The 20,798-nt window shown below is 32.3% G+C and carries 20 protein-coding genes; 17 read left to right on the top strand and 3 right to left on the bottom strand.

Annotated features, from left to right (window positions below; translation table 11 throughout):
* The 7 genes from E0F76_RS00100 (at position 1) to E0F76_RS00075 (ending at position 6,182) form a co-directional block, all read left to right on the top strand.
* Positions 1 to 1,995, top strand: a complete 1,995-nt coding sequence (locus E0F76_RS00100; protein ID WP_132000304.1) for a DUF3857 domain-containing protein — start codon at positions 1 to 3, stop codon at positions 1,993 to 1,995.
* 62 nt (positions 1,996 to 2,057) lie between these two features.
* Positions 2,058 to 2,450, top strand: coding sequence for a hypothetical protein (locus E0F76_RS19515; RefSeq protein ID WP_246021939.1), 393 nt, complete (start codon positions 2,058 to 2,060; stop codon positions 2,448 to 2,450).
* A gap of 54 nt (positions 2,451 to 2,504) precedes the next feature.
* On the top strand, positions 2,505 to 2,672 hold the full coding sequence (locus E0F76_RS19510) for a hypothetical protein (protein WP_246021938.1): 168 nt from the start codon (positions 2,505 to 2,507) through the stop codon (positions 2,670 to 2,672).
* 58 nt (positions 2,673 to 2,730) lie between these two features.
* Positions 2,731 to 3,057 (top strand): nucleotide pyrophosphohydrolase, encoded by a 327-nt coding sequence (locus E0F76_RS00090; protein ID WP_132000303.1) that lies wholly within the window; start codon positions 2,731 to 2,733, stop codon positions 3,055 to 3,057.
* A gap of 107 nt (positions 3,058 to 3,164) precedes the next feature.
* Positions 3,165 to 4,391 (top strand): 3-phosphoshikimate 1-carboxyvinyltransferase, encoded by a 1,227-nt coding sequence (locus E0F76_RS00085; protein ID WP_132000302.1) that lies wholly within the window; start codon positions 3,165 to 3,167, stop codon positions 4,389 to 4,391.
* Positions 4,392 to 4,550: 159 nt separating this feature from the next.
* Complete coding sequence (queA, locus tag E0F76_RS00080; RefSeq protein ID WP_132000301.1) at positions 4,551 to 5,600, top strand: tRNA preQ1(34) S-adenosylmethionine ribosyltransferase-isomerase QueA; 1,050 nt, start codon at positions 4,551 to 4,553, stop codon at positions 5,598 to 5,600.
* A gap of 174 nt (positions 5,601 to 5,774) precedes the next feature.
* Complete coding sequence (locus E0F76_RS00075) at positions 5,775 to 6,182, top strand: glycine zipper family protein (protein WP_132000300.1); 408 nt, start codon at positions 5,775 to 5,777, stop codon at positions 6,180 to 6,182.
* 633 nt (positions 6,183 to 6,815) lie between these two features.
* Here the strand turns inward: E0F76_RS00075 and E0F76_RS00070 are convergent.
* Entirely contained in the window at positions 6,816 to 8,348 is a 1,533-nt protein-coding gene (locus E0F76_RS00070; protein ID WP_132000299.1) for a helicase HerA-like domain-containing protein, read from the bottom strand.
* 374 nt (positions 8,349 to 8,722) lie between these two features.
* Between E0F76_RS00070 and E0F76_RS00065 the strand changes: the two genes are divergently transcribed.
* The 8 genes from E0F76_RS00065 to E0F76_RS00025 all read left to right on the top strand — a co-directional run bounded on the left by E0F76_RS00065 (position 8,723) and on the right by E0F76_RS00025 (position 16,422).
* A complete protein-coding gene (locus E0F76_RS00065) occupies positions 8,723 to 9,544 on the top strand; it encodes a MotA/TolQ/ExbB proton channel family protein (RefSeq protein ID WP_132000298.1) in 822 nt (273 codons plus the stop codon).
* Between the two features lie 70 nt (positions 9,545 to 9,614).
* Positions 9,615 to 10,223, top strand: coding sequence for an ExbD/TolR family protein (locus E0F76_RS00060; RefSeq protein WP_132000297.1), 609 nt, complete (start codon positions 9,615 to 9,617; stop codon positions 10,221 to 10,223).
* 19 nt (positions 10,224 to 10,242) lie between these two features.
* Positions 10,243 to 10,806 carry an ExbD/TolR family protein gene (locus tag E0F76_RS00055; protein WP_132000296.1) on the top strand — a complete coding sequence of 188 codons (564 nt, stop codon included), beginning with the start codon at positions 10,243 to 10,245 and terminating at the stop codon, positions 10,804 to 10,806.
* A gap of 34 nt (positions 10,807 to 10,840) precedes the next feature.
* Complete coding sequence (locus E0F76_RS00050) at positions 10,841 to 11,635, top strand: energy transducer TonB (protein ID WP_132000295.1); 795 nt, start codon at positions 10,841 to 10,843, stop codon at positions 11,633 to 11,635.
* A 247-nt stretch (positions 11,636 to 11,882) separates the two neighbouring features.
* On the top strand, positions 11,883 to 12,800 hold the full coding sequence (locus E0F76_RS00040) for a PstS family phosphate ABC transporter substrate-binding protein (protein WP_132000293.1): 918 nt from the start codon (positions 11,883 to 11,885) through the stop codon (positions 12,798 to 12,800).
* Positions 12,801 to 12,819: 19 nt separating this feature from the next.
* Positions 12,820 to 14,496 carry a tetratricopeptide repeat protein gene (locus tag E0F76_RS00035; RefSeq protein ID WP_132000292.1) on the top strand — a complete coding sequence of 559 codons (1,677 nt, stop codon included), beginning with the start codon at positions 12,820 to 12,822 and terminating at the stop codon, positions 14,494 to 14,496.
* 108 nt (positions 14,497 to 14,604) lie between these two features.
* Positions 14,605 to 15,237 (top strand): 7-carboxy-7-deazaguanine synthase QueE, encoded by a 633-nt coding sequence (locus E0F76_RS00030; RefSeq protein ID WP_132000291.1) that lies wholly within the window; start codon positions 14,605 to 14,607, stop codon positions 15,235 to 15,237.
* A gap of 27 nt (positions 15,238 to 15,264) precedes the next feature.
* Positions 15,265 to 16,422 carry an aminotransferase class V-fold PLP-dependent enzyme gene (locus E0F76_RS00025; protein WP_132000290.1) on the top strand — a complete coding sequence of 386 codons (1,158 nt, stop codon included), beginning with the start codon at positions 15,265 to 15,267 and terminating at the stop codon, positions 16,420 to 16,422.
* Positions 16,423 to 16,533: 111 nt separating this feature from the next.
* On the opposite strand, the gene E0F76_RS00020 is transcribed toward E0F76_RS00025, so the two are convergent.
* Together E0F76_RS00020 and E0F76_RS00015 are read right to left on the bottom strand one after the other, a co-directional pair.
* The gene (locus E0F76_RS00020) at positions 16,534 to 17,076 is read right to left on the bottom strand and encodes a YfiT family bacillithiol transferase (RefSeq protein ID WP_132000289.1); all 543 of its coding nucleotides are present in this window, start codon (positions 17,074 to 17,076) and stop codon (positions 16,534 to 16,536) included.
* Between the two features lie 81 nt (positions 17,077 to 17,157).
* Positions 17,158 to 17,859 carry a class I SAM-dependent methyltransferase gene (locus E0F76_RS00015; protein ID WP_132000288.1) on the bottom strand — a complete coding sequence of 234 codons (702 nt, stop codon included), beginning with the start codon at positions 17,857 to 17,859 and terminating at the stop codon, positions 17,158 to 17,160.
* 92 nt (positions 17,860 to 17,951) lie between these two features.
* On the opposite strand from E0F76_RS00015, the gene E0F76_RS00010 reads away from it, so the two are divergent.
* Together E0F76_RS00010 and E0F76_RS00005 are read left to right on the top strand one after the other, a co-directional pair.
* Positions 17,952 to 18,446 carry a YkgJ family cysteine cluster protein gene (locus E0F76_RS00010; protein WP_132000287.1) on the top strand — a complete coding sequence of 165 codons (495 nt, stop codon included), beginning with the start codon at positions 17,952 to 17,954 and terminating at the stop codon, positions 18,444 to 18,446.
* A 95-nt stretch (positions 18,447 to 18,541) separates the two neighbouring features.
* On the top strand, positions 18,542 to 19,777 hold the full coding sequence (locus tag E0F76_RS00005) for an ABC transporter permease (RefSeq protein ID WP_132000286.1): 1,236 nt from the start codon (positions 18,542 to 18,544) through the stop codon (positions 19,775 to 19,777).
* Positions 19,778 to 20,798: the final 1,021 nt, after the last annotated feature.

The raw sequence follows: 20,798 nt of genomic DNA, 5'->3' as shown, positions 1-20,798 counted from the left end.
ATGCTTTTCAAAAAAAACGTAATCGCAGTCTTTGCTTTTTTGTCGTTCGCTATTAGCAATGCCCAAGATTTTAAATTAGGAAAAGTGTCTATAAAAGAACTTGAAGAAAAAACGCATCCGATTGATTCGTCAGCAGTTGCGGCGGTTTTGTTTAATAAAGCTAAAACTTTTTTCACCTACACTATTACTAACGGGTTTAGTATTAATACAGAAAACACCTTTAGAATTAAAATTTATAAAAAAGAAGGCCTAAAATGGGCAAATTATAATGTGTCTTTTCGTGTTGGCTATGAGAACCTTAATCCTGATAAGTTAGAGTTTACAGATTGTGTAACCTATAATCTTGAAAATGGAAAGGTGATTAAAACTAAGCTAAATAACGAAGGGAGTTTTAAAACATCAATAAATAAATACTGGAAAGAAGCCGCCATTACAATGCCAAATGTAAAGGTGGGTTCTGTTATTGAATTTAAATATGTTTTAAAATCAGGGAACATTATTGAGTTTCCTGATTTTAATTTTCAAAAAGATATTCCCGTAAATAATTCAGAATACACCACAGAAATCCCTGGGTTTTTTGTGTATAAAGCGATTGCTAAGCGACCTTCGGAATTAAAATTTGATTCTAAAATTACTAACGGTTACCTATCTTTTGCTAATAAATATGATCAAATGAAAACGGAATCAGTTAGTTTTCAACAAGCTAGTAATACCTATACAGCTATAAATATTCCCGCTTTAAAAGAAGAACCTTTTGTAGATAATATTGATAATTATCGTTTGTCTGTAGCACATGAATTAGAAAAAACACAATTTTACCTAGAACCAGTCAAAGATTATTCTGTGACTTGGGAAGGAGTTGCAAAAACAATTTATGAAGATAAGGATTTTGGAAAAGAACTTAAAGAAAGGGATTATATAATTCAAGATGTATCGCGTATTCTGAAAAATGTAGAATCCAAAAGTGAAAGGTTGGACATCATCTTTAAATTTGTTCAGAACAAAATGAATTGGAACAATAAGAAAGGATATTATACAGATAAAGGTGTCAAGCAAGCTTATATTGATGGGGTCGGGAACACAGCCGAAATCAATTTTATTCTTATGGCTATGCTAAATTATGTAGGGGTAGTAACAAATCCAGTGTTACTAAGTACTATAGATCATGGTATTCCGATATTTCCCAATAGAACTATTTTTAATTATGTGATTGCTTCTGCAGAATTAGACGGAAAACAAATTTTACTCGATGCAACAAATAAACACACCACAAATTCTATTTTACCACTCTTCACCTTAAACTGGACAGGAAGATTAATAAGACAAGATGGGAGTTCTGAGGAAATAAAATTAGAGCCAAAATTATTGTCTAAAACAACAACTAATATGCTCGTGACAATTGATGAAAACGGGAAGATATCAGGTCAATATAGAGTGTATGGGACAGATTATCATGCTTTCACTTTTAGAGAAAAATACGCAGGAATTAATCAAGAAAATTATCTTGAAAAACTAGAAAATGATTTGTCTGGAATTAAAATTAGTGACTATACTATCGACAACAGTAAGGACTACTCTAAACCTATCATGGAGAATTTTACATTTACATCCGACAATCAATGCGAAATAATTAGAGATAAAATGTATATTAATCCGCAACTTTTTTTCGCAAAAAATAAAAATCCATTTGTTCAGGAAAAAAGGGAATTCCCTATTTATTTTGGCTATCCAGACCAAGAAAAATTCAATGTGATTTTTGAAATCCCCAAAGGCTATGTTGTTGAATCAGTTCCAAAACCAATTAAATTGCAAACTAAAGATAATGTCGCATCATTTGTATTTAACGTAGAAGCATCTTATAATAAAATTCAGGTTTCGATTGCAAAAGAATCAAACAAATTACTTGTCTCTGCAGACTTTTATTCTGTGTTAAAAGATTTTTATAGACAAATGACAGATAAGCAATCAGAGAGAATTGTTCTAAAGAAAATTTAATACCTTCGTTAACCGAACCCTGTCAGGGTTTAAACCCTGACAGGGTTAATTAAATTTAGAAAATGGAAATAAAGGAACCAATTCGTCATGGAAATCATTACCATATATACAATCGGGGCAATAATGGAATTGATATATTTCTTGAAACGGAGAATTACTATCATTTTTTGCGTTTGTATGCAAAATGTATAGAGCCAATTGCCGAAACTTTTGCTTGGTGTTTATTGAAAAACCATTTTCATATTTTGGTAAAAATAAAAGAAAGAATTGAAATTAACGAAAGCGAGTTAAGCTACAATACAACCGAAAAACCAAAATTAATTGACCCATCTAGACAGTTTTCGCATTTGTTCAACTCCTATACACAAGCTATAAACAAACGATACAATAGAACAGGAAGTTTGTTTGAAACCACTTTCGAAAGAAAATTGGTTTCTTCTGAAATGTATTTTTGACAACTGATTTATTACATACATATCAATCCAGTTCAACACGGTTTTGTAAAACAAATGAGTTTGTATCCTTGGTCATCATATGAAACTATAATTTCAGATAAGCCTACAAAATTAATGAGAAATGAAGTCATCGAGATTTTTGGAGGTATCGAAGATTATATATTTTTTCATAATCAAGAGCCAAAAGTAAATGAAATAAATAATTTAATAATCGAATATTAACCTAATCAACAACCCAATCAGGGTTCAAAACCCTGACAGTGTTAAAAATATAAAACGTATGAACTTAAAAAACGCTCAACTAGAAGTAGATAATTGGATAAATGAACATGGAGTTCGCTATTTCAATGAATTAACGAATATGGCTCAACTTACTGAAGAAGTTGGGGAGGTTGCAAGAATCATAGCCCGTCGTTACGGCGAACAATCTGAAAAAGAGAGCGATAAAAACAAAGACCTTGGCGAAGAATTAGCCGATGTGGTTTTTGTAGTATTGTGTCTCGCTAATCAAACCGGAATCGATCTGCAAGCTGCTTTCGATAAAAAATTGGATTTGAAATCCGTTCGAGATAAAGACCGTCACAAGAATAATGAAAAATTGAAATAATTATGAGCTGTGAATTATGAATTGTGAATGAGGAGTAGTAAATTGCGCCCCGAAATTATTTGAGTATAAAGTCAAATACCTTAACTCATAACTTATAATTAATAGAAATGAATCTACTCCTGCAATCTGCAATCAGCGATATACAAAATACAATTAAAATTACAGGTTCTAAAAGCGAAACCAATAGATTGTTATTGTTGCAAGCTTTATTTCCTGTTATTTCTCTTGCCAATACATCGAACTCTGATGACAGCGAAGTAATGCAAAAAGCATTGAATGGAAATGACGAAATTGTAGACATTCATCATGCCGGAACAGCCATGCGATTCTTGACGGCCTTTTTTGCCATTCAAGAAAATAGAACAGTGACTTTGACCGGTTCGCCAAGAATGAAAGAACGTCCCATCAAAATTTTGGTTGAAGCTTTGCGACAATTAGGAGCAAAGATTGAGTATGTAGAAAACGAAGGTTTTCCACCAATTAAAATTACAGGACAAAAATTAGTAAACAGTTATGTTTCCATGCCAGCAAATGTGAGTAGCCAATATATTTCGGCACTATTGCTCATAGCTCCTAAATTAGAAAATGGAATCGAATTGAATTTAGAAGGTGCTATCACCTCTGTTCCTTATATCAAAATGACCTTGGCGTTGCTCAACGATTTGGCGATAAAAACGAGTTTCGAGGGAAATTTAATCAAAGTATATCCAAAACAGGAAGTCGAAACGAAGGTTATGACAGTTGAGTCGGATTGGAGTTCGGCTTCTTATTTTTATTCCATTGTGGCTATGGCCAATGTAGGCACTGCTATTCGATTATCCAGTTACAAGGAAAAAAGTTTACAGGGCGATTCTTCTTTAGCAATTATTTATAAAGAATTAGGAGTTGAAACTACTTTTGAAAACAATTCAATTATTCTAAAGAAAAAGGCTTATACATCAATTCAAAATCTAAATTGGGATCTTAATTCTTCACCAGATATTGCCCAAACTATTGTAGTAACTTGCTTTGGTTTAGGGATAGGTTGCCATTTAACGGGGCTTCATACTTTAAAAATCAAGGAAACAGATAGGCTAGAAGCTTTAAAAACCGAATTAACAAAATTGGGTGCAAACATCACCGTTACAGATAAATGTTTGACATTGATAGCTACAAATCACATCAGGCCTACTATTGCAATTGCAACTTATAATGACCATAGAATGGCAATGGCGTTTGCTCCTTTAGCGCTGAAAGTGCCAATTGTTATAGACAATGCAGAGGTAGTTTCAAAGTCGTATCCCGATTTTTGGGAAGACATGAAAAAACTAGGTTTTGAGATTGTAGAAAAGTAAAATCCGATTAAAATACTGCTGTCACATCTTATTTTCGACTTTATATAAAAATAAAGTGCGAAACACTTGACAACGCCTATCTTACAGTCGTATATTTGCAGGCGTTTAAAATTTTAGAACCTCTAAACTTCTAAACGCATCAACTTTTAAACTATAAAAATGAAATTATCCCATTTTCAATTCAATTTACCTAAAGAGCTTCTTGCTGAATATCCATCAGAAAACAGAGATGAAGCACGTTTGATGGTAATTGACCGCAAAAAACAAACTATTGAACATAAGACATTTAAAGATGTTATCGATTATTTTGATGAGGGAGATGTCCTAATTTTAAATAACACAAAAGTTTTTCCAGCACGTTTGTATGGAAATAAAGAAAAAACGGGTGCAAGAATTGAAGTTTTTTTACTTCGAGAATTAAATGCAGAACAACGTCTTTGGGATGTTTTGGTTGATCCAGCTCGTAAGATCCGTATTGGAAATAAATTATATTTTGGCGATGACGATTCATTAGTTGCTGAAGTAATTGATAATACCACCTCACGTGGAAGAACATTACGTTTTCTTTATGATGGTTCGTATGAAGAATTTAGAAATAAATTGACAGAATTAGGAGAAACACCAATTCCAAAATACATTAATAGAGAAGTAACTCCAGAAGATGCAGATCGTTACCAAACAATTTATGCTAAAGAGGAAGGGGCGGTTGCTGCGCCAACTGCAGGATTGCACTTTTCTAAGCATTTGTTGAAAAGATTTGAAATTAAGGGAATTAAATTTGCCGAAGTTACACTTCATGTAGGTTTAGGAACATTTAATCCAGTTGAAGTAGAAGATTTATCAAAGCATAAAATGGATTCTGAGGAATTAAAAATCAATCAAGAAGCTTGTGATGTTGTAAATGATGCTAAGGGGAAGAAAAAACGAATTTGTGCTGTAGGAACTACTTCTATGCGAGCAATTGAAAGCTCTGTGTCTTCACACGGAACTCTAAATCCTTTTGACGGCTGGACTAATAAATTTATTTTTCCACCACACGATTTTAGTTTGGCAACTTGTATGATTACTAATTTTCACACACCAAAATCTACTTTATTAATGATGATATCTGCTTTTTGTGGGCACGATTTAATGAAAAGAGCTTATGAAGAAGCAATCAAAGAAGAGTATAAATTCTATTCTTATGGAGATGCAATGTTAATCATTTAATTTTCTAAAGAAGGTTAAAGTAAAAAATCTCGCCAGAAATGGCGAGATTTTTTAGTTTTTAAGATGATTTTTATAAGTTGGTCATTCATGTAATTGTATGAAATTTTATTTGAATTGTGTAACTCTCACTACGATTTTAATTCTAACTTTACAACAAATTTACAAATTGTAATTATGAAAACACTATCTATTCTATTTTTGACACTTTTATTTGTTTCTTGTCAGAACCAACAAAAAAGTGACATTAATAACGCCAAAAAGGCTAGCATTGATTCTATGCAAACAGAAATCAATAAACAAAAAATTATTGATTCTATGCAGTTAGAAATCACAAAAATCAATGAAGAAAAACTTCGTCCTCAAAATGTAACAGTAGTAAATCAACCTGCAACCAGCACTACAGTTGCTAAAAAGAAAGGTTGGAGTGGAGCAGCAAAAGGGGCGGTAATTGGCGCTGGTGTTGGTGCTGCAACAGGCGCTATTGTCAGCAAGAAAAAAGGTACGGGAGCTATAATTGGTGGACTCGTTGGTGCTGGAGTTGGAGCAGGAACCGGAGCGATTATTGATGACAGTAAAAAATAAAAATAATAATTATTTTAGTTTTATTAAAAGAGAGTTTTGATTCCAATTGGAGTTTAAACTCTCTTTTTTTAAATTGAAAATTTAGTATTTAGGTTTTTTATAAGATTTAGTACTGCTACTTAACAAAAAATAAAGAATGTTATTACCTAAATTTGGTAGTTATCATATTAAACTAAAGACTGTCAATCCCAAACATATTTCCAGGATTCATCTTTTTGCCTTTTCCAAACTGCATGATAAATACCTTTGAAATCTTTGGAATTTCCTACCGAATCTTTTACGCTCCAAATATATTTGCCATAAGTATACGCGATATTTCCGTCTTGGGAAACTTCGATAAAATCAGACTTCCATTTTATGGTAACATTTTTATATTTTGGATTATTATAATATAATTTAATGTTTTCCTTGCCTCGAATTAAAGAATCGTTTTCTCTTTTAAGTACTGCATTAGAATGAGCAAAAGTATAAAAAGCTTCTGCAATTCCTTTCGTTTCCGAAAGAGAATTGAAGTCTCTTTCTTTTTTTAAAACTTCCTCTTTTAATTCTATTTCCGATTTTAAATGTGTTTTCTGGGTGCAACTTATATGTAAAAATAGTAATGTATAAAATAGATTGGTTTTTTTGATAGAATTATTTTCTAAGTAATTTACTCAAAACTCCAAAAGCTCCTCTTATAAAAGTAGCGCTTGTTAATACTTTTAAAACGGAATTAGTTACCGCTCCTGTTGTTTCAGCTGTCTTCTTGTTTTCTTTTTTCTCTTCTATTTTCGCTGTTTTTTCTTCTTGGTGTTTTGCAACTTCTTGTTCAATAATTGAAATTTTCTTATTAAGCATTTCATAAGCACTTTCTCGATCAATTACTTCAGAATATTTTCGAACTAATTTTGATTTTGAATTAATTTCTTGAATTTCACTTTCAGTTAAAATATCCATCCTACTCATTGGGGCACGAAGCATTGTTACGGCCAGTGGTGTTGGGATTCCCTTTTCATTCAATGCAGTTACTAAAGCTTCTCCAATTCCCAGACTAGTCAGGATTTCATCGGTTTTATAAAAATCGGACGAAGGATAATTATCTGCCGTTTGTTTAATAGCTTGTCTATCTTTTGCGGTAAAAGCTCTCAAGGCGTGTTGAATTTTTAACCCTAATTGTGCCAAAACTCCACTCGGAACATCCATTGGATTCTGAGTAATAAAGTAAATTCCAACTCCTTTTGAGCGAATTAGTTTTACAATTGTTTCTATTTGATCCAATAAAGTCTTACTTGCTTCTTTAAAAATCAAATGGGCTTCATCTATAAAAATGACTAATTCAGGCTGGTCTGAGTCTCCTTTTTCAGGCATTTGATTGTAAATTTCGGCCAATAAACTTAGCATAAATGTTGAAAATAATTTAGGTTTGTCCTGAATATCAGTCAATCGAATGATATTGACGTATCCTTTTCCATTTTCGTCAATTCGCATTAAATCGTCAATTTCAAATGACATTTCCCCAAAAAATAATTCAGCACCTTGTTGTTCAAGTTCAATAATCTTTCGTAAAATTATACCTGTTGTCGAAGTTGAAATCTTACCATAATTATCTTCGATTTCTTTTTTGCCATCTTCTGTTATGTAGTTAATAACTTTTTTTATATCTTTTAAATCTAAAAGAGGCATTTTGTTATCATCACAATATTTAAATAATACCGAGACAACGCCAGCTTGGGTGTCATTTAAATCCAAAATCCTTGAAAATAAAACGGGGCCAAACTCTGAAACAGTTGAACGCAATCTTACACCTGATTGGTCAGATAAAGACATTAATTCAACAGGGAAACTAGATATTTTGTATGGAATATTAATTTTACTATGACGTTCAGTTATAAACGTTTTTTCTTCACCTTCTTTGGCAATTCCACTGAAATCACCTTTAATGTCCATCATCAAAACAGGAATCCCAAATGAAGATAATTGTTCAGATAAAACTTGAATGGTTTTTGTTTTTCCAGTTCCTGTAGCTCCGGCAATTAAACCGTGACGGTTCAAAGTTTTTAATGGAATTTTAATATGTGCGTTTGGTAAAACTTCGCCATCTAGCATTGCTCCCCCAAGAATTATACTTTCACCTTTAGATAAATAACCACTTGTGATTACTTGTTCAAATTCATCTTTTTTTCTCATAATTGTTTTTGGAATTTAAATGATATGCAATATATTGTATTTTTAATGTTATGTAAAATTGAATAATGAATAAAATTAATTCGTAATTTTAAAAATAAACAAAATATTTTTATTGTAAAATATTTACCAAAAATTTTAAAAAATAGTTTGGATAAGCCTTGTATCTAGGAGTATGTTTATGAAAAAAGGTGTTTTTATTAAATATAATGTAATTTTTTTAATAATAAAATAATAAATTTCGATTTGTAAATTGAAAAATATTATAATAATACCAAAAATAATTTTTTTATTTCAACTAAAAATATAAATTTGCCCTTCAACAAAGTTTATTAAAGCGCAAATAAAATTATTAAAATTATTAAAATTAAAAAAAAATGGCAAACGTTAAAAAAGAAAAGGGTTCAGGTTTAGGAGGAATGATTTCATTATTGATCATTGTATTATGTATTTTTACTGGATGGTTAGTTTGGAATTTCATTATGGGTGCTGGAGGAAATTTTGAAGGCGGGGTAAATACAGGTCATCCAATACCAGGGAATTATTTAGCGATGGTTTATAAAGGAGGTCCTATTGTACCTGTTTTGATGGGGTTGTTGTTAATGGTGATAGTGTTTTCATTTGAGCGCTATGCTGCAATATCTAAAGCTGCTGGAAAAGGTAATTTAGATACTTTTATGAGTTCTGTGCAAAAAAGCATCAAATCAGGAGATATTGATGGTGCAATTGCAGCTTGTGACAAACAACAAGGATCTGTTGCAAATGCAATTAGATCAGCTCTTGTTAAATATCAAGAAGTTAAAAAAGGAGGTTTAGATAGCGAAACTGCTGCTGAAACAATTCACAAAGAAATTGAAGAAGCAACTTCACTTGAAATGCCAATGTTAGAAAAACATATGACTATTCTTTCTACATTAGTTTCATTAGGAACTCTTGCAGGTTTGTTAGGAACAGTTACTGGTATGATTAAAGCATTTGGTGCGTTAGCAAGTTCTGGAACTCCAGATCAAGCTTTGTTGGCTAATGGTATTTCTGAAGCGCTTATCAATACTGCTACAGGGATCTCGACTTCTGCTTTAGCGATTGTTACTTATAACTTATTTACTTCAAAAATAGATACACTAACTTACGCAATTGACGAGGCTGGTAACACAATCGTGAATACATACAGACACTACAGAGGTACTCTAAATAAATAATTAGTAATAATTTTAAGAATTGGTCTGCATTTTTGTAGGCCAGATTCTTTTAATTTAAATATATAATTTAATGGCTGTAAAAACGCAAAAAAAAGCAACGTCTATTGATATGACTGCTATGTGTGATGTAGCATTCCTTTTGCTTACTTTTTTTATTTTGACCGCTACGGCCAAAATACCAGAAGCATTGCCTGTGGATACTCCATCATCAACTGTACAAACTAAATTGCCAGAATCTGATTTGGCTACTTTGACAATTGGTAAAGGAAAAGTATTTTTTGACATAATAGGAAGAGAAGTTCGTATGAGAACTTTAGAATTAATGAGTGAGAAATATAATGTTGAATTTTCAGATGCTGATAAAACTGAATTTTCAAAAATGGAAGGTTTTGGAGTTCCAATTCAGAATTTAAAACAAATTATTGAAATGAAAGCTTCTGAGCGATCAAAAGCGGGGCAACCAGGAGTTCCTAAAGATTCACTTGATAATCAATTAGCGGATTGGGTTCAAAATGCTCGAATTGCAAATATTGAAATTAATGACAAGGAATTACAAATTGCCATAAAAGGAGATGCTAAAGAAGAATATCCGGTAATTCGTAAAGTAATGGATATTTTACAAAATCAAAAAATCAATAACTTTAGTTTAGTTACTGGTTTAAGAGGAAAAGATTTTTAATTAAAAAACACACACTAAAATGGCTGAATTAAATACAGGCGACAGTGGAGGCAAGGGGGATAAAAAAGTAAGAAGTAAAAAACAAAACTCTAAAGTAGATTTAACTGCTATGGTGGATTTAGCCTTCTTGTTGATTACATTCTTTATGTTAACTACGACCTTGTCTAAACCACAATCTATGAGTTTGGGGTTGCCAGATAAAGATGACAAAGATGAATCAAATATAAAAGTAGATGAAAATCGTACGATGACGATAATGTTAGGTGCTGATAATAAAATTGTACGTTATGTTGGTTTATTGGCTACTCCAGTTGTTGGTGGAGCTCCTAAAGATTTTACATACGGAAAAGATGGAATTCGTGAAGAATTATTATCTAGAAAAAAATCAGTTTTAGCATATTCTACTGCTAAAGGAAAGCCTAAAAATGGTATGATTGTTATTATTAAACCAAGTAAGAAATCAAATTATCGAAATTTGGTTGATATACTAGATGAAATGGCAATTGTTGATGTGCCGACTTATGCAATTGTTAATGATTTTACACCAGAAGAAACAAAATTGTTAGAGGGGAAAAAAGAGTAAATCTAATAACCTAATAACCTAATAATTAAGAAATATGAAATTAGATTTATTAAAAAATCAATGGCTTGAAATTGTTTTCGAGGGTCGCAACAAAGTTTACGGCGCTTATGAATTGAGAAAATCAATCACAAACCGAACGTTTAAGGCATTTATTATTGGGGCAATAATTTTTATTGTTTTGGTTAGTATACCAAATCTGATGCGTTTGCTTCCAGAAAAAAAGGTGGATAACTCATTGGATAAAATTATTACTACAGTAAAACTACCTCCAAAAAAGGAAAAACCAAAAGATATTAATCTTCCTCCACCTCCACCGCCACCTCCAAAAGTGGATCAAGTGAAGTTTGTTAAACCAGTTGTTGCAAAAGCAGAAGAGGTTGTGGAAGAAATTGTAGTTATCAAAGAAATTAAAAATAAAAACATTGGTAAAGAAACGATTAAAGGAGATCCTGATGCAGTTCTAACTGTTGAGCCAGTAGGTAAAGGACCTGCTGCTGTAATTGAAGAAGATAATACAGTGTATAACACAGCAGGTATTGAGGTAAAACCTGATTTTCCTGGTGGAATGAATGAGTTCAATAAATTTGTTGCCAGGAATTACCAAGCACCAGATGAGCCAGGTCTTAAAGGTAAAGTTTATGTTACTTTTGTAGTTGAAAAAGACGGTTCCTTAACAGATATTAAAATACTTAGAGATATTGGTTACGGAACTGGAAAAGAAGCTGTACGTGTATTAAACAGATGTCCAAAATGGACCCCTGGAGAACAAAACGGTAAAAAAGTACGTTGTACTTTCAGTTTGCCAATCAGTATTCAATCAGCAGACTAATGTTGAAGAATATTGGTATAAATTTTCAAAAGAAATCGCCTAACGAGCGATTTCTTTTCATTATAGGAATCCTGTTTTTTTTTGTATATTTGCTTTTAGGCCTAATTGTAATTTTTTGGAATTTTTTATTTCCCCAAAGTTTTCCAATAGAAATGACATCAACTTATAGGGTTTCTTTTGGAGTTGTTTTAATTGTTTATTCATTCTTTAGATTTTTTCGATTTTTTAATTCAAACAATAATTAGTTATGTTAAAAAAAAGCAAATACTTTGTTCTTTTATGTATTGGATTTTTATTTGTGATGTGTAATCAAAAAGAAAAGAAAAATAGTAATAATGAATCAATTTTAAAAGGTTCAACAACTGTTTTGGTAGATGAAACCTTGACGCCAATTATAGAAGATCAAGTTGAGGTTTTTGAAAGTAAATATGATGCTAAGATTGATATTGTTTCCTTATCAGAATCAGAAGTGATTCTTTCTTTATTTAAAGATAAATCAAGAATAGCTATTTTAACTAGAAATTTAACAAAAGAGGAAAATAAAATCTTTGAACAAAAAAAAATTATTCCAAAAATCACTAAATTTGCTATCGATGCCATAGCGTTTGTATCAAATAAATCCAATAATGACACTTTAATAGATTTAAAAAATGTAATTGAATTTTTGCAGGGTAAGTCAAATTCAAATATAAAAGGGTTAGTTTTTGATAATCCAAATTCAAGCACTGTACGCTATATGAACGAACTTGCTGGAATTAATACTATTCCGGAAAAAGGAGTTTTTTCTTTTAAAACAAACCAAGATGTTATTAAGTTTGTTGCCGAAAATGATGGGATGATTGGTGTTGTAGGATTAAATTGGTTGTCACAACCATCGCCAATAATGAAAAAATATATGGCTAATGTTAATATTTTAAGTGTTAAAAGCCTTACAGATAAGAATTATTATTTTCCAAGTCAAAATAATATTGCTGAAGGTAAATATTCTTTGGCACGAGAATTGTTTATAATAAATGGACAAGGATTTTCAGGTTTAGGTATGGGTTTTGCCTCATTTGTTGCAGGAGATATTGGACAAAGAATTATTCTAAAGTCAGGACTTTTGCCTATACGAATTCCTGGAAGAAAAATAAATATAAGAAATACAATAAATAATGAAAAATAATAAAATAAATATATTATCGATGAACAAATTTAAACTTTTTAGCATAGCCTTTTTAGCAACTATTTCAATTGGTTTTGCACAAGACATTAATCAAGCGAAAACGGCAATTGATGCTGAGCAATATGAGAAAGCTAAATCCATATTGAAATCAATCCTCCAATCTAATCCGACCGATGGTAGAGCGAATTTTTTATTGGGAAATGTTTATCTTGTTCAAACAGTTACTGATTCAGCTAAAATTGCATTCAAAAGAGGATTAACAGGTAAAGATGGGGAAGATTTAAATTATATCGGTTTAGGTCAAATAGATTTAAATAACGGAAATTCTGTTGCTGCCGATTCAAATTTTGCCTTAGCATTAAAAAATGTTAGAAGAAGAGATATCGAAGAGTTAATTTATATTGGTAAAGCCTATACATTTTCATCAATTCCTAATTATTCAAAGGCTATTGAATTTTTAAATAAAGCAAAAGCGATAAAATCTGATGATTCGCAAATATTTCTTGCTTTAGGGGATGCTTACTATGGGGATAAAAATCAAAATGAGGCTTATGCAGCCTATAGAAATGCTTTCCAAATAGATTCTTCTTTATTAAGAGCAAAAATGCAGTTAGGGGTTTTGTTAAAAGGAGCAAAATCATATGATGAAGCTATAAAATCATTTAATGAGGTAATTGCCATAAATCCAAATTATGGTCCAGTTTATAGAGAATTAGCTGAAACTTATTACAAATGGGGTAGAAATAAACGTTCTAAAGAAGAAGAGTATATGAAAACCGCTATTGGCCACTATGAAAAGTACCTTAGTTTAACAGATCGTTCTTTAAATTCAAGAATGCGTCATGCTGATTTCTTGGTATTGGTCAAAGATTATAAAGAACTTGAAAAAGAAGCTAATGCTATGGCAGCAATGGATAAAGTGAATCCACGTATATTTCGTTATTTAGGGTATTCTGCTTTAGAAAATAATAACATTGACTTGGCAATTAAATCATTAAATAATTATATTGCTAATCCTAATAATACTATAATAGCTCAAGATTATCTTTATTTAGCTAAAGCTAAATTCAAAAAAGGTTTGTCAATAGAAGGGACTTCTATCGATTCAACTTTGTTTAAATCAGGAGTTTCTGATATTAAAAAAGCGATCGAAATTGAGCCATTAATTATTGAAGATTTAAATGAACTTGGAAAATCATTGTTTAGTGATAAATTTTATAAAGAAGCAAGTGTTGTTTTTGAATTTGCCACTACATATCCTGAAAGTCCAAATTATTTAGAAGACAATATTTATTATGGTTTGTCAATCTATTATGGTAGTGGAAAAAGAGAGGAAGGTCAACCATTAGATGTTGCAGGATTGCAAAAAGCGGATCTTGCATTTGAGAGAGTTTTTACTGCTTCTCCTACTTATCTTGATGCCTTGCTTTATAGAGCTAGAACAAATAGTTTGATGGCAAATGACCCAATGACTATAAAGTATTATGAGGAATTCATTGCTAAAACTACTGAAAAAGGAGCAGAGGAATTGGCTAACCCAGTAGTTTTAAAGAAAGTTATAGAGGCGTATAATACTAGCGCGGCTGCTTATGCAAATACTGATAAACCAAAAGCAATTGAATATTTCAATAAAACTCTTGCATTGGATCCAACTAATAATTATGCTACAAAATCATTAGAATTATTGAAAAAGTAATTTAAAACTCCATAAAAAAAGCCGATAATTCTCAAAGAATTATCGGCTTTTTTTATGGAGTTTACTCAACACTTTTATTTCACTATCTTTGCACTTTAAAATAAAGAAATGCTTTCAAAAGAATTACAATTAGAAGTTAATAAAGGTGCAATGCTTCCGCTAATGGAAGAGTTTTACACTATACAAGGAGAAGGTTATCATACTGGAACAGCTGCCTATTTTATAAGAATTGGTGGTTGCGATGTTGGTTGTCATTGGTGTGATGTAAAGGAAAGTTGGAATGCTGAATTGCATCCACCTACAAGTACTGATTTAATAGTTACGAATGCCAGCAAATATTCAGATACCGTTGTTGTAACTGGAGGGGAGCCATTGATGTGGGACATGACTTTGCTAACTCAAAAGCTTAAAGATCAAAACCGGAAAGTACATATAGAAACATCAGGTGCTTATGAACTGTCTGGGAAATGGGATTGGATTTGTCTTTCTCCAAAGAAAAATAAATTACCTACTCAAACCGTATATAATAATGCAAATGAATTGAAAGTGATTATTTACAATAAGCACGATTTTATTTTCGCTGAGGAGCAAGCTGCATTAGTAAATAACCATGCCATTTTATTTTTGCAACCGGAATGGAGCAAAAAAGAAGAAATGACGCCGCTTATTGTAGAGTATGTAATGAACAATCCTGAATGGCGAGTTTCTTTGCAAACCCATAAATACTTGAACATTCCATAATTATTGTTTTTTAATCAGCTGTAAGAAATGAAATCACAATTCCTTCTTGATCCTACAATCACGTTTTTAAATCATGGTTCATTTGGTGCCTGTCCGAAACTAATTTTTGAAGAATACCAACGATTTCAATTGGAATTAGAGAAAGAACCTGTTCAGTTTTTATTAAAAAAGCAGCGTGAATATTTATATATAGCTAAAGAAAGATTAGCCAATTACATTGAATGTGATTCTAATGATTTTTTTTTCACACCAAATCCAACTTTCGCTATCAATACAATTATGCGTAGTTTGGATTTAAATGAAGGCGACGAAATTCTGACTACAAATCACGAATACGGCGCCATGGATCGTACTTGGAATTTCTATTGCAAAAAAGCGGGAATCAAATACATTCGCCAAAATATATCGCTTCCAGTCGTTTCTAAAGAACAAATATTAGAAGAATTTTGGTCTGGTTATAATGAAAAAACCAAAATCGTTTTCTTAAACCATATTTCAAGCGCAACTGCTTTGGTTTTTCCAGTTAAGGAAATTTGTGAAAAAGCTCGAGAATTAGGACTAATCACTATTATTGATGGTGCTCACGTACCAGGTCAAATGGATTTAAATATCATGGATTTGAATCCTGATTTTTATACAGGTACACTACATAAATGGATGTTGGCTCCCAAGGGAAGTTCTTTTCTTTATGTGAAAAAAAATTTTCAGGATATGCTGGATCCGCTTGTTGTGGGTTGGGGATACGAAAGTGTGGCTCCTGGAGAAAGTCAGTTTTTAGATTATCAAGAATTTCAGGGAACTAGAGATATTTCTGCTTTCTTGTGTACGCCTAAAGTAATTGAATTTCTGGAAAAGAATAATTGGAAACTTCAAGCAAAGGAATGTAGAAAACTTGTTTTAGAAAACTACCAACGTTTTTGTGATCTACTTAAAACGAATCCAATTTGTCCTATATCTGAAGAATTTATGGTTCAAATGGCAAGTATTCCAATTAATACATCCAATCCTGTCGAATTGAAAGAAGTTTTGTATATAAAATACAAAATCGAAATTCCTATTCTACCTTTGAATGGAAATTTTTATATACGTTACTCGATTAACGCGTATAATTCTCAAGAAGATCTAGATGTTTTGTATGCAGCATTGCAAGATATTATCGAAACTACAAATCTGCTAGAGGTGTAAAATGCACTAGCCCAGATGGAAATGAAAATCCTTTTTATAGCTATTACGTAGCTTTGCGGAGTAAAAGCTATAAAAAGATTGTAATGTACAGCTGGAAAAAGCTCCTAATATTTACCAAGATTTTCTTTTCTTCAATTCGGTGACGTGTGCCAAATGGTGGTTGCTATGCCAAGCATAAGTGCCAATGATTTCCTCGATTTTGTACTCTTTATTATTTGCGGGATGTATGAATGATTTTTGCAAGTCGTTTTCAGACAGACTGCTCATTAAGTACGCCAGACGAAAATGCAAACCTTCGAGCAAAGACAAAGTTGGTGCGATAGGCATAGTTCTATTGTCGTGCATTTCTGCCCAAAGTTCTTCGTGGTAAAATTTTATGATAGGTGTATCTTCGGTCAATGCCCATTTGATTCTGCTAAAACAATTGATATAGCTGTCGGCGCAATGGTGAACCACTTGACGAATAGTCCACCCATCTGGTCGATAGGCAGTATCTAATTGTTTGTTTGATAATTGGGAAACTCCTTTTTTTAGCCTTTCGGGGAATGAAGCGATTTCAGCAATTTTCTCATTTATGTATTTTGAAGTGTATTTTTCAGGAGCGATATAATGTCCAATTGGATAACGCAATTTATCTAATTCTAAATCATTCATAATTTAAGTTTTGTATTTGTTAAATTTACTTTACTCTTCTCTCCCGTCTTCTAACTTCCCACTTCTAACTCCCTCACTTTTCTATGAGAGTTTAGCTAAATAATCATAATGATCCCCTTCCAAAATCATTTCGCATTTCAAACCATTATCGAATGCCGCATTTTGCAAGGTGTTGTAATCTAAATACAACCAAGGAAAAGTAGCTTCAGTTTCGTTTTTATAGGAAACCGTAAAAGTCAATTCGCCGTAATAACCATTACTTGGAATCCATTTTCCGCCATCTTCATCATCGTCAAACATATAAATAATGTCCGATGAATCAATTAATATTTGTCCGCGAGGGTTCAATAGGCTTTTTAGTTTTTGCAAATACCGAGGAGTTTCTTTTATAGTCCCGAAAATACCCGTTCCATTCATTAATAACAGAATAGTATCAAATTTTTCGTTTTCCAAAGTCATGATATCTTGAACTTTGGCGTTTTTCAAACCTCGAAGTGCACATGCTTCAATCGCATTTGGCGAAATATCGATAGCAGTAACGTCTAGATTCCGTTCGTTTTGTAAAGTCAGGCTGTGACTTCCTGCTCCACAACCTACATCAAGTACTTTTCCTTTGGCTAATTGAAGCGCTTTTTGTTCCAACTTTGGCATTTCATTATAAGAACGAAAAAGATAGGCAACACTCATTTCGTCCGCTTCAGAGATGGATGTTTCGGTAATTAAATCTTCAGGAGATGTATTGGTTTGGAAATCGAGTATGGCTTTTCCGAAAAGATCTTTCATAGTCATTGCGAGGAACGAAGTAATCTATCCTCAGGTTTTTAGTTATTAAATTAGAAGTTGCTTACTTTTGTAATTCAAATCAAGTAATCAAATTGAAACAAATCATAAATAATCTTCCTAAAGAAGCCAAAGATAAGCATATCGAAAATAAAAAGTATTTCGATAAGCTAAAAAAGAAAACGCCAAGGAATCTCGATTACATTATGCAGGATTTGCATGATGCCGAATTCAAAAAAACAAATTGTCTGGATTGTGCCAATTGCTGCAAAACAACCGGTCCATTGTTTACTTTGGCCGACATTGAGCGAATTTCAAAATATTTACGACAAAAACCACAGCAATTTATTGATCAGTATTTACGTGTAGATGAAGATACCGATTATGTGTTGCAATCTGTGCCTTGTAATTTTCTGGATACAGATAATACGTGTTTTATTTATGATGTTCGTCCAAAGGCATGTCGCGAATTTCCACACACCGATAGAAAGAAGTTCAATCAAATTACCGATTTAACGCTAAAAAATGTCGCCATTTGCCCCGCAGCTTTTAATATTGTAGAAAAAATGAAGGAGAAGTTGCCTTTGTAAATAGATTTCATAAATTTTATCCATTATAAAATCACCAAACAAGTTTATGCTGTATTTTTGGCATAAGCAAATTTCAAACAAGACATCCTATACAATTGAATTTAGAATATTTCATAGCCAAACGACTTATCACTGCCAAAGATTACAAAAGCAGTATCTCTTCACCTATAATAAAGATTGCTATTTCGGCAATTGCCATCGGAATGATTATGATGATCGTATCGGTCGCAACGGGTATTGGACTTCAACAAAAAATCCGTGATAAAATCTCAGCATTCAACGGACATATCATTATTTCAAATTATGATAACAATCAATCCGAAGTTACGCTGGTTCCTATATCTAAAAAACAAGATTTTTATCCCAAGTTCTCTTCCATTCCTGAGGTAAGTCATATTCAAGCCATTGCTAGTAAAGCTGGTATTATTAGAACCGAAACTGCTTTCGAAGGAATCATTTTCAAAGGAGTCGGAAATGATTATCAATGGAACAACATAAAAGAGTATCTCGTATCTGGTAACGTTCCTGATTATACAAAGAATACAAATCAAGAGGTTTTAATCTCTCAGTTTCTCGCTAACCGACTTCATCTAAAAGTAGGCGATACTTTCAACACCTTCTTCATGAAGGAAGAGCAAAATAAGATGCCCAACGTCCGAAGATTCAAAATTGCAGGGATATTCAACTCTGGTTTTCAGGAATTCGACGCCACCTATATTATAGGTGACATTCGTCACATTCAGCGTATCAATAAATGGACGACTGATCAAGTAGGTGCTTTCGAAGTTTTTGTAGACGATTTCAATAACATAAAAGAAATTGGCGAAAAAGTATACAAACAATCGGGCTCAACATTAGACACTAAAACCATAGTCGAAAAATACACCTATATATTCGAGTGGTTAAAACTCTTCGATTTCAACATCATCATCATATTATCGGTAATGATACTCGTGGCTACCATCAATATGGTCGTTGCGCTATTGGTACTTATTCTCGAACGTACTCAAATGATCGGAATGCTCAAAGCATTAGGTGCAAACAATTGGTCCGTGCGTAAAGTATTTCTCTACAACGCACTCTATCTTATAATAAAAGGACTCTTCTGGGGAAACTTCATTGGGATTTCACTGCTACTCATTCAGCAATATTTCGGAGTAATCACCCTCAATCCCGAAAATTATTACGTAAATGAAGCACCCGTATACCTCAATTGGGGTTACATCGTCTTACTAAATTTGCTCACCATCACAATCTGTTTCCTTGTATTATTAATCCCTTCCTACATAATAACAAAGATTTCTCCGGTCAAAGCCATACGTTACGAGTAGATTTAGAATCAAATATTTATTGCTTTCAGGAGCTTCATCCATCTCTTCGTTTCAATCTTGTTCAATCCAGTCTATTTTTCTAAGCATAAAAAGGAGCTTCCTTTGGTCGCTCTTTTTCTGCAAGAAAAATTAGTCTTTCTTTTCACAAGGATTTCCACTGCGATCAGGGCTATGGCATACGTAGTCATTAAGATGTTTCTCCTATATATATTCTGTTCATGTCATTATGTAGTACTATAAAAGCCAATGCTTTTCAAAATAAACCAGTATGTCAGTTCGCCATCTTCTAAAATCTGCGTGCCACTTTAAATTCCAACAAAGGTAAGTTGGTTTTATATATACAGTTCTCCTTATATATAGGTACAGTAAATCTAATCAAACGTACTTATTACTAAAATATAATCTCAAAGTTTTTCAAATAAAAACAGATGCACTGTTAAACCATCTACGAAAATTTGCTCAAATCTGTGTGTCAGAAGCAGGGGATAGGTCTTTGAAAGCTATTATTCAAAAGAAACCGCTTTTTTTTACAGCACGCCTCATCATATATAATCGCTATAAAACCCATTTCCATTCAAAATCCGAAACCCAAATCAAACCTCAAAGTCCATAAAACGTATAGAATTCTAAAAAACTGGAATCATAAATCACAAAACCTCAAAAAATAGCTAATGTAAACAATAGGTTATCAATGTGTTAAAAAATACTTTAAAAATAGTTTACAAAAGGTCTTGAATAACTAAATAAACCCACTACTTTTGCACCCGCAATGAGCACGAAGTTCTTTAAAATACTGACAAGCATTACAAACAAAAAGGAAGATTTATTTTCTAAATAAAGTTTAAAAAAAGCTTGTGAGATTTAAAAACGAGAGTTACCTTTGCACCCCGCTAAACGAGCAACGTTCCTTGATAGACTGATAAGAAGATTGATAATAAGATGGAAAAAAAATATTTTTCAAAAGATTTTCAAAAAGTCTTGCCAGTTAAAAAAGAATAGTTACTTTTGCAGCCGCTAACCG

The sequence above is a fragment of the Flavobacterium cellulosilyticum genome, assembly GCF_004349355.1.
Taxonomy (GTDB): domain Bacteria; phylum Bacteroidota; class Bacteroidia; order Flavobacteriales; family Flavobacteriaceae; genus Flavobacterium; species Flavobacterium cellulosilyticum.
The sequence above is the reverse complement of the archived record's forward strand: the minus strand, read 5'-3'. Positions and strand labels throughout refer to the sequence as shown.

What these genes read in the sequence shown, in the direction of transcription:
- E0F76_RS00050 (WP_132000295.1), top strand. Translation starts at nt 10,841, where the DNA reads ATGAAATTAGATTTATTAAAAAATCAATGGCTTGAAATTGTTTTCGAG.
- E0F76_RS00055 (WP_132000296.1), top strand. Translation starts at nt 10,243, where the DNA reads ATGGCTGAATTAAATACAGGCGACAGTGGAGGCAAGGGGGATAAAAAA.
- E0F76_RS00075 (WP_132000300.1), top strand. Translation starts at nt 5,775, where the DNA reads ATGAAAACACTATCTATTCTATTTTTGACACTTTTATTTGTTTCTTGT.
- E0F76_RS00025 (WP_132000290.1), top strand. Translation starts at nt 15,265, where the DNA reads ATGAAATCACAATTCCTTCTTGATCCTACAATCACGTTTTTAAATCAT.
- E0F76_RS00040 (WP_132000293.1), top strand. Translation starts at nt 11,883, where the DNA reads ATGTTAAAAAAAAGCAAATACTTTGTTCTTTTATGTATTGGATTTTTA.
- E0F76_RS00100 (WP_132000304.1), top strand. Translation starts at nt 1, where the DNA reads ATGCTTTTCAAAAAAAACGTAATCGCAGTCTTTGCTTTTTTGTCGTTC.
- E0F76_RS00090 (WP_132000303.1), top strand. Translation starts at nt 2,731, where the DNA reads ATGAACTTAAAAAACGCTCAACTAGAAGTAGATAATTGGATAAATGAA.
- E0F76_RS00085 (WP_132000302.1), top strand. Translation starts at nt 3,165, where the DNA reads ATGAATCTACTCCTGCAATCTGCAATCAGCGATATACAAAATACAATT.
- E0F76_RS00035 (WP_132000292.1), top strand. Translation starts at nt 12,820, where the DNA reads ATGAACAAATTTAAACTTTTTAGCATAGCCTTTTTAGCAACTATTTCA.
- E0F76_RS00070 (WP_132000299.1), bottom strand. Translation starts at nt 8,348, where the DNA reads ATGAGAAAAAAAGATGAATTTGAACAAGTAATCACAAGTGGTTATTTA.
- E0F76_RS19515 (WP_246021939.1), top strand. Translation starts at nt 2,058, where the DNA reads ATGGAAATAAAGGAACCAATTCGTCATGGAAATCATTACCATATATAC.
- E0F76_RS00065 (WP_132000298.1), top strand. Translation starts at nt 8,723, where the DNA reads ATGGCAAACGTTAAAAAAGAAAAGGGTTCAGGTTTAGGAGGAATGATT.
- E0F76_RS00030 (WP_132000291.1), top strand. Translation starts at nt 14,605, where the DNA reads ATGCTTTCAAAAGAATTACAATTAGAAGTTAATAAAGGTGCAATGCTT.
- queA (WP_132000301.1), top strand. Translation starts at nt 4,551, where the DNA reads ATGAAATTATCCCATTTTCAATTCAATTTACCTAAAGAGCTTCTTGCT.
- E0F76_RS00020 (WP_132000289.1), bottom strand. Translation starts at nt 17,076, where the DNA reads ATGAATGATTTAGAATTAGATAAATTGCGTTATCCAATTGGACATTAT.
- E0F76_RS00015 (WP_132000288.1), bottom strand. Translation starts at nt 17,859, where the DNA reads ATGAAAGATCTTTTCGGAAAAGCCATACTCGATTTCCAAACCAATACA.
- E0F76_RS00060 (WP_132000297.1), top strand. Translation starts at nt 9,615, where the DNA reads ATGGCTGTAAAAACGCAAAAAAAAGCAACGTCTATTGATATGACTGCT.
- E0F76_RS19510 (WP_246021938.1), top strand. Translation starts at nt 2,505, where the DNA reads ATGAGTTTGTATCCTTGGTCATCATATGAAACTATAATTTCAGATAAG.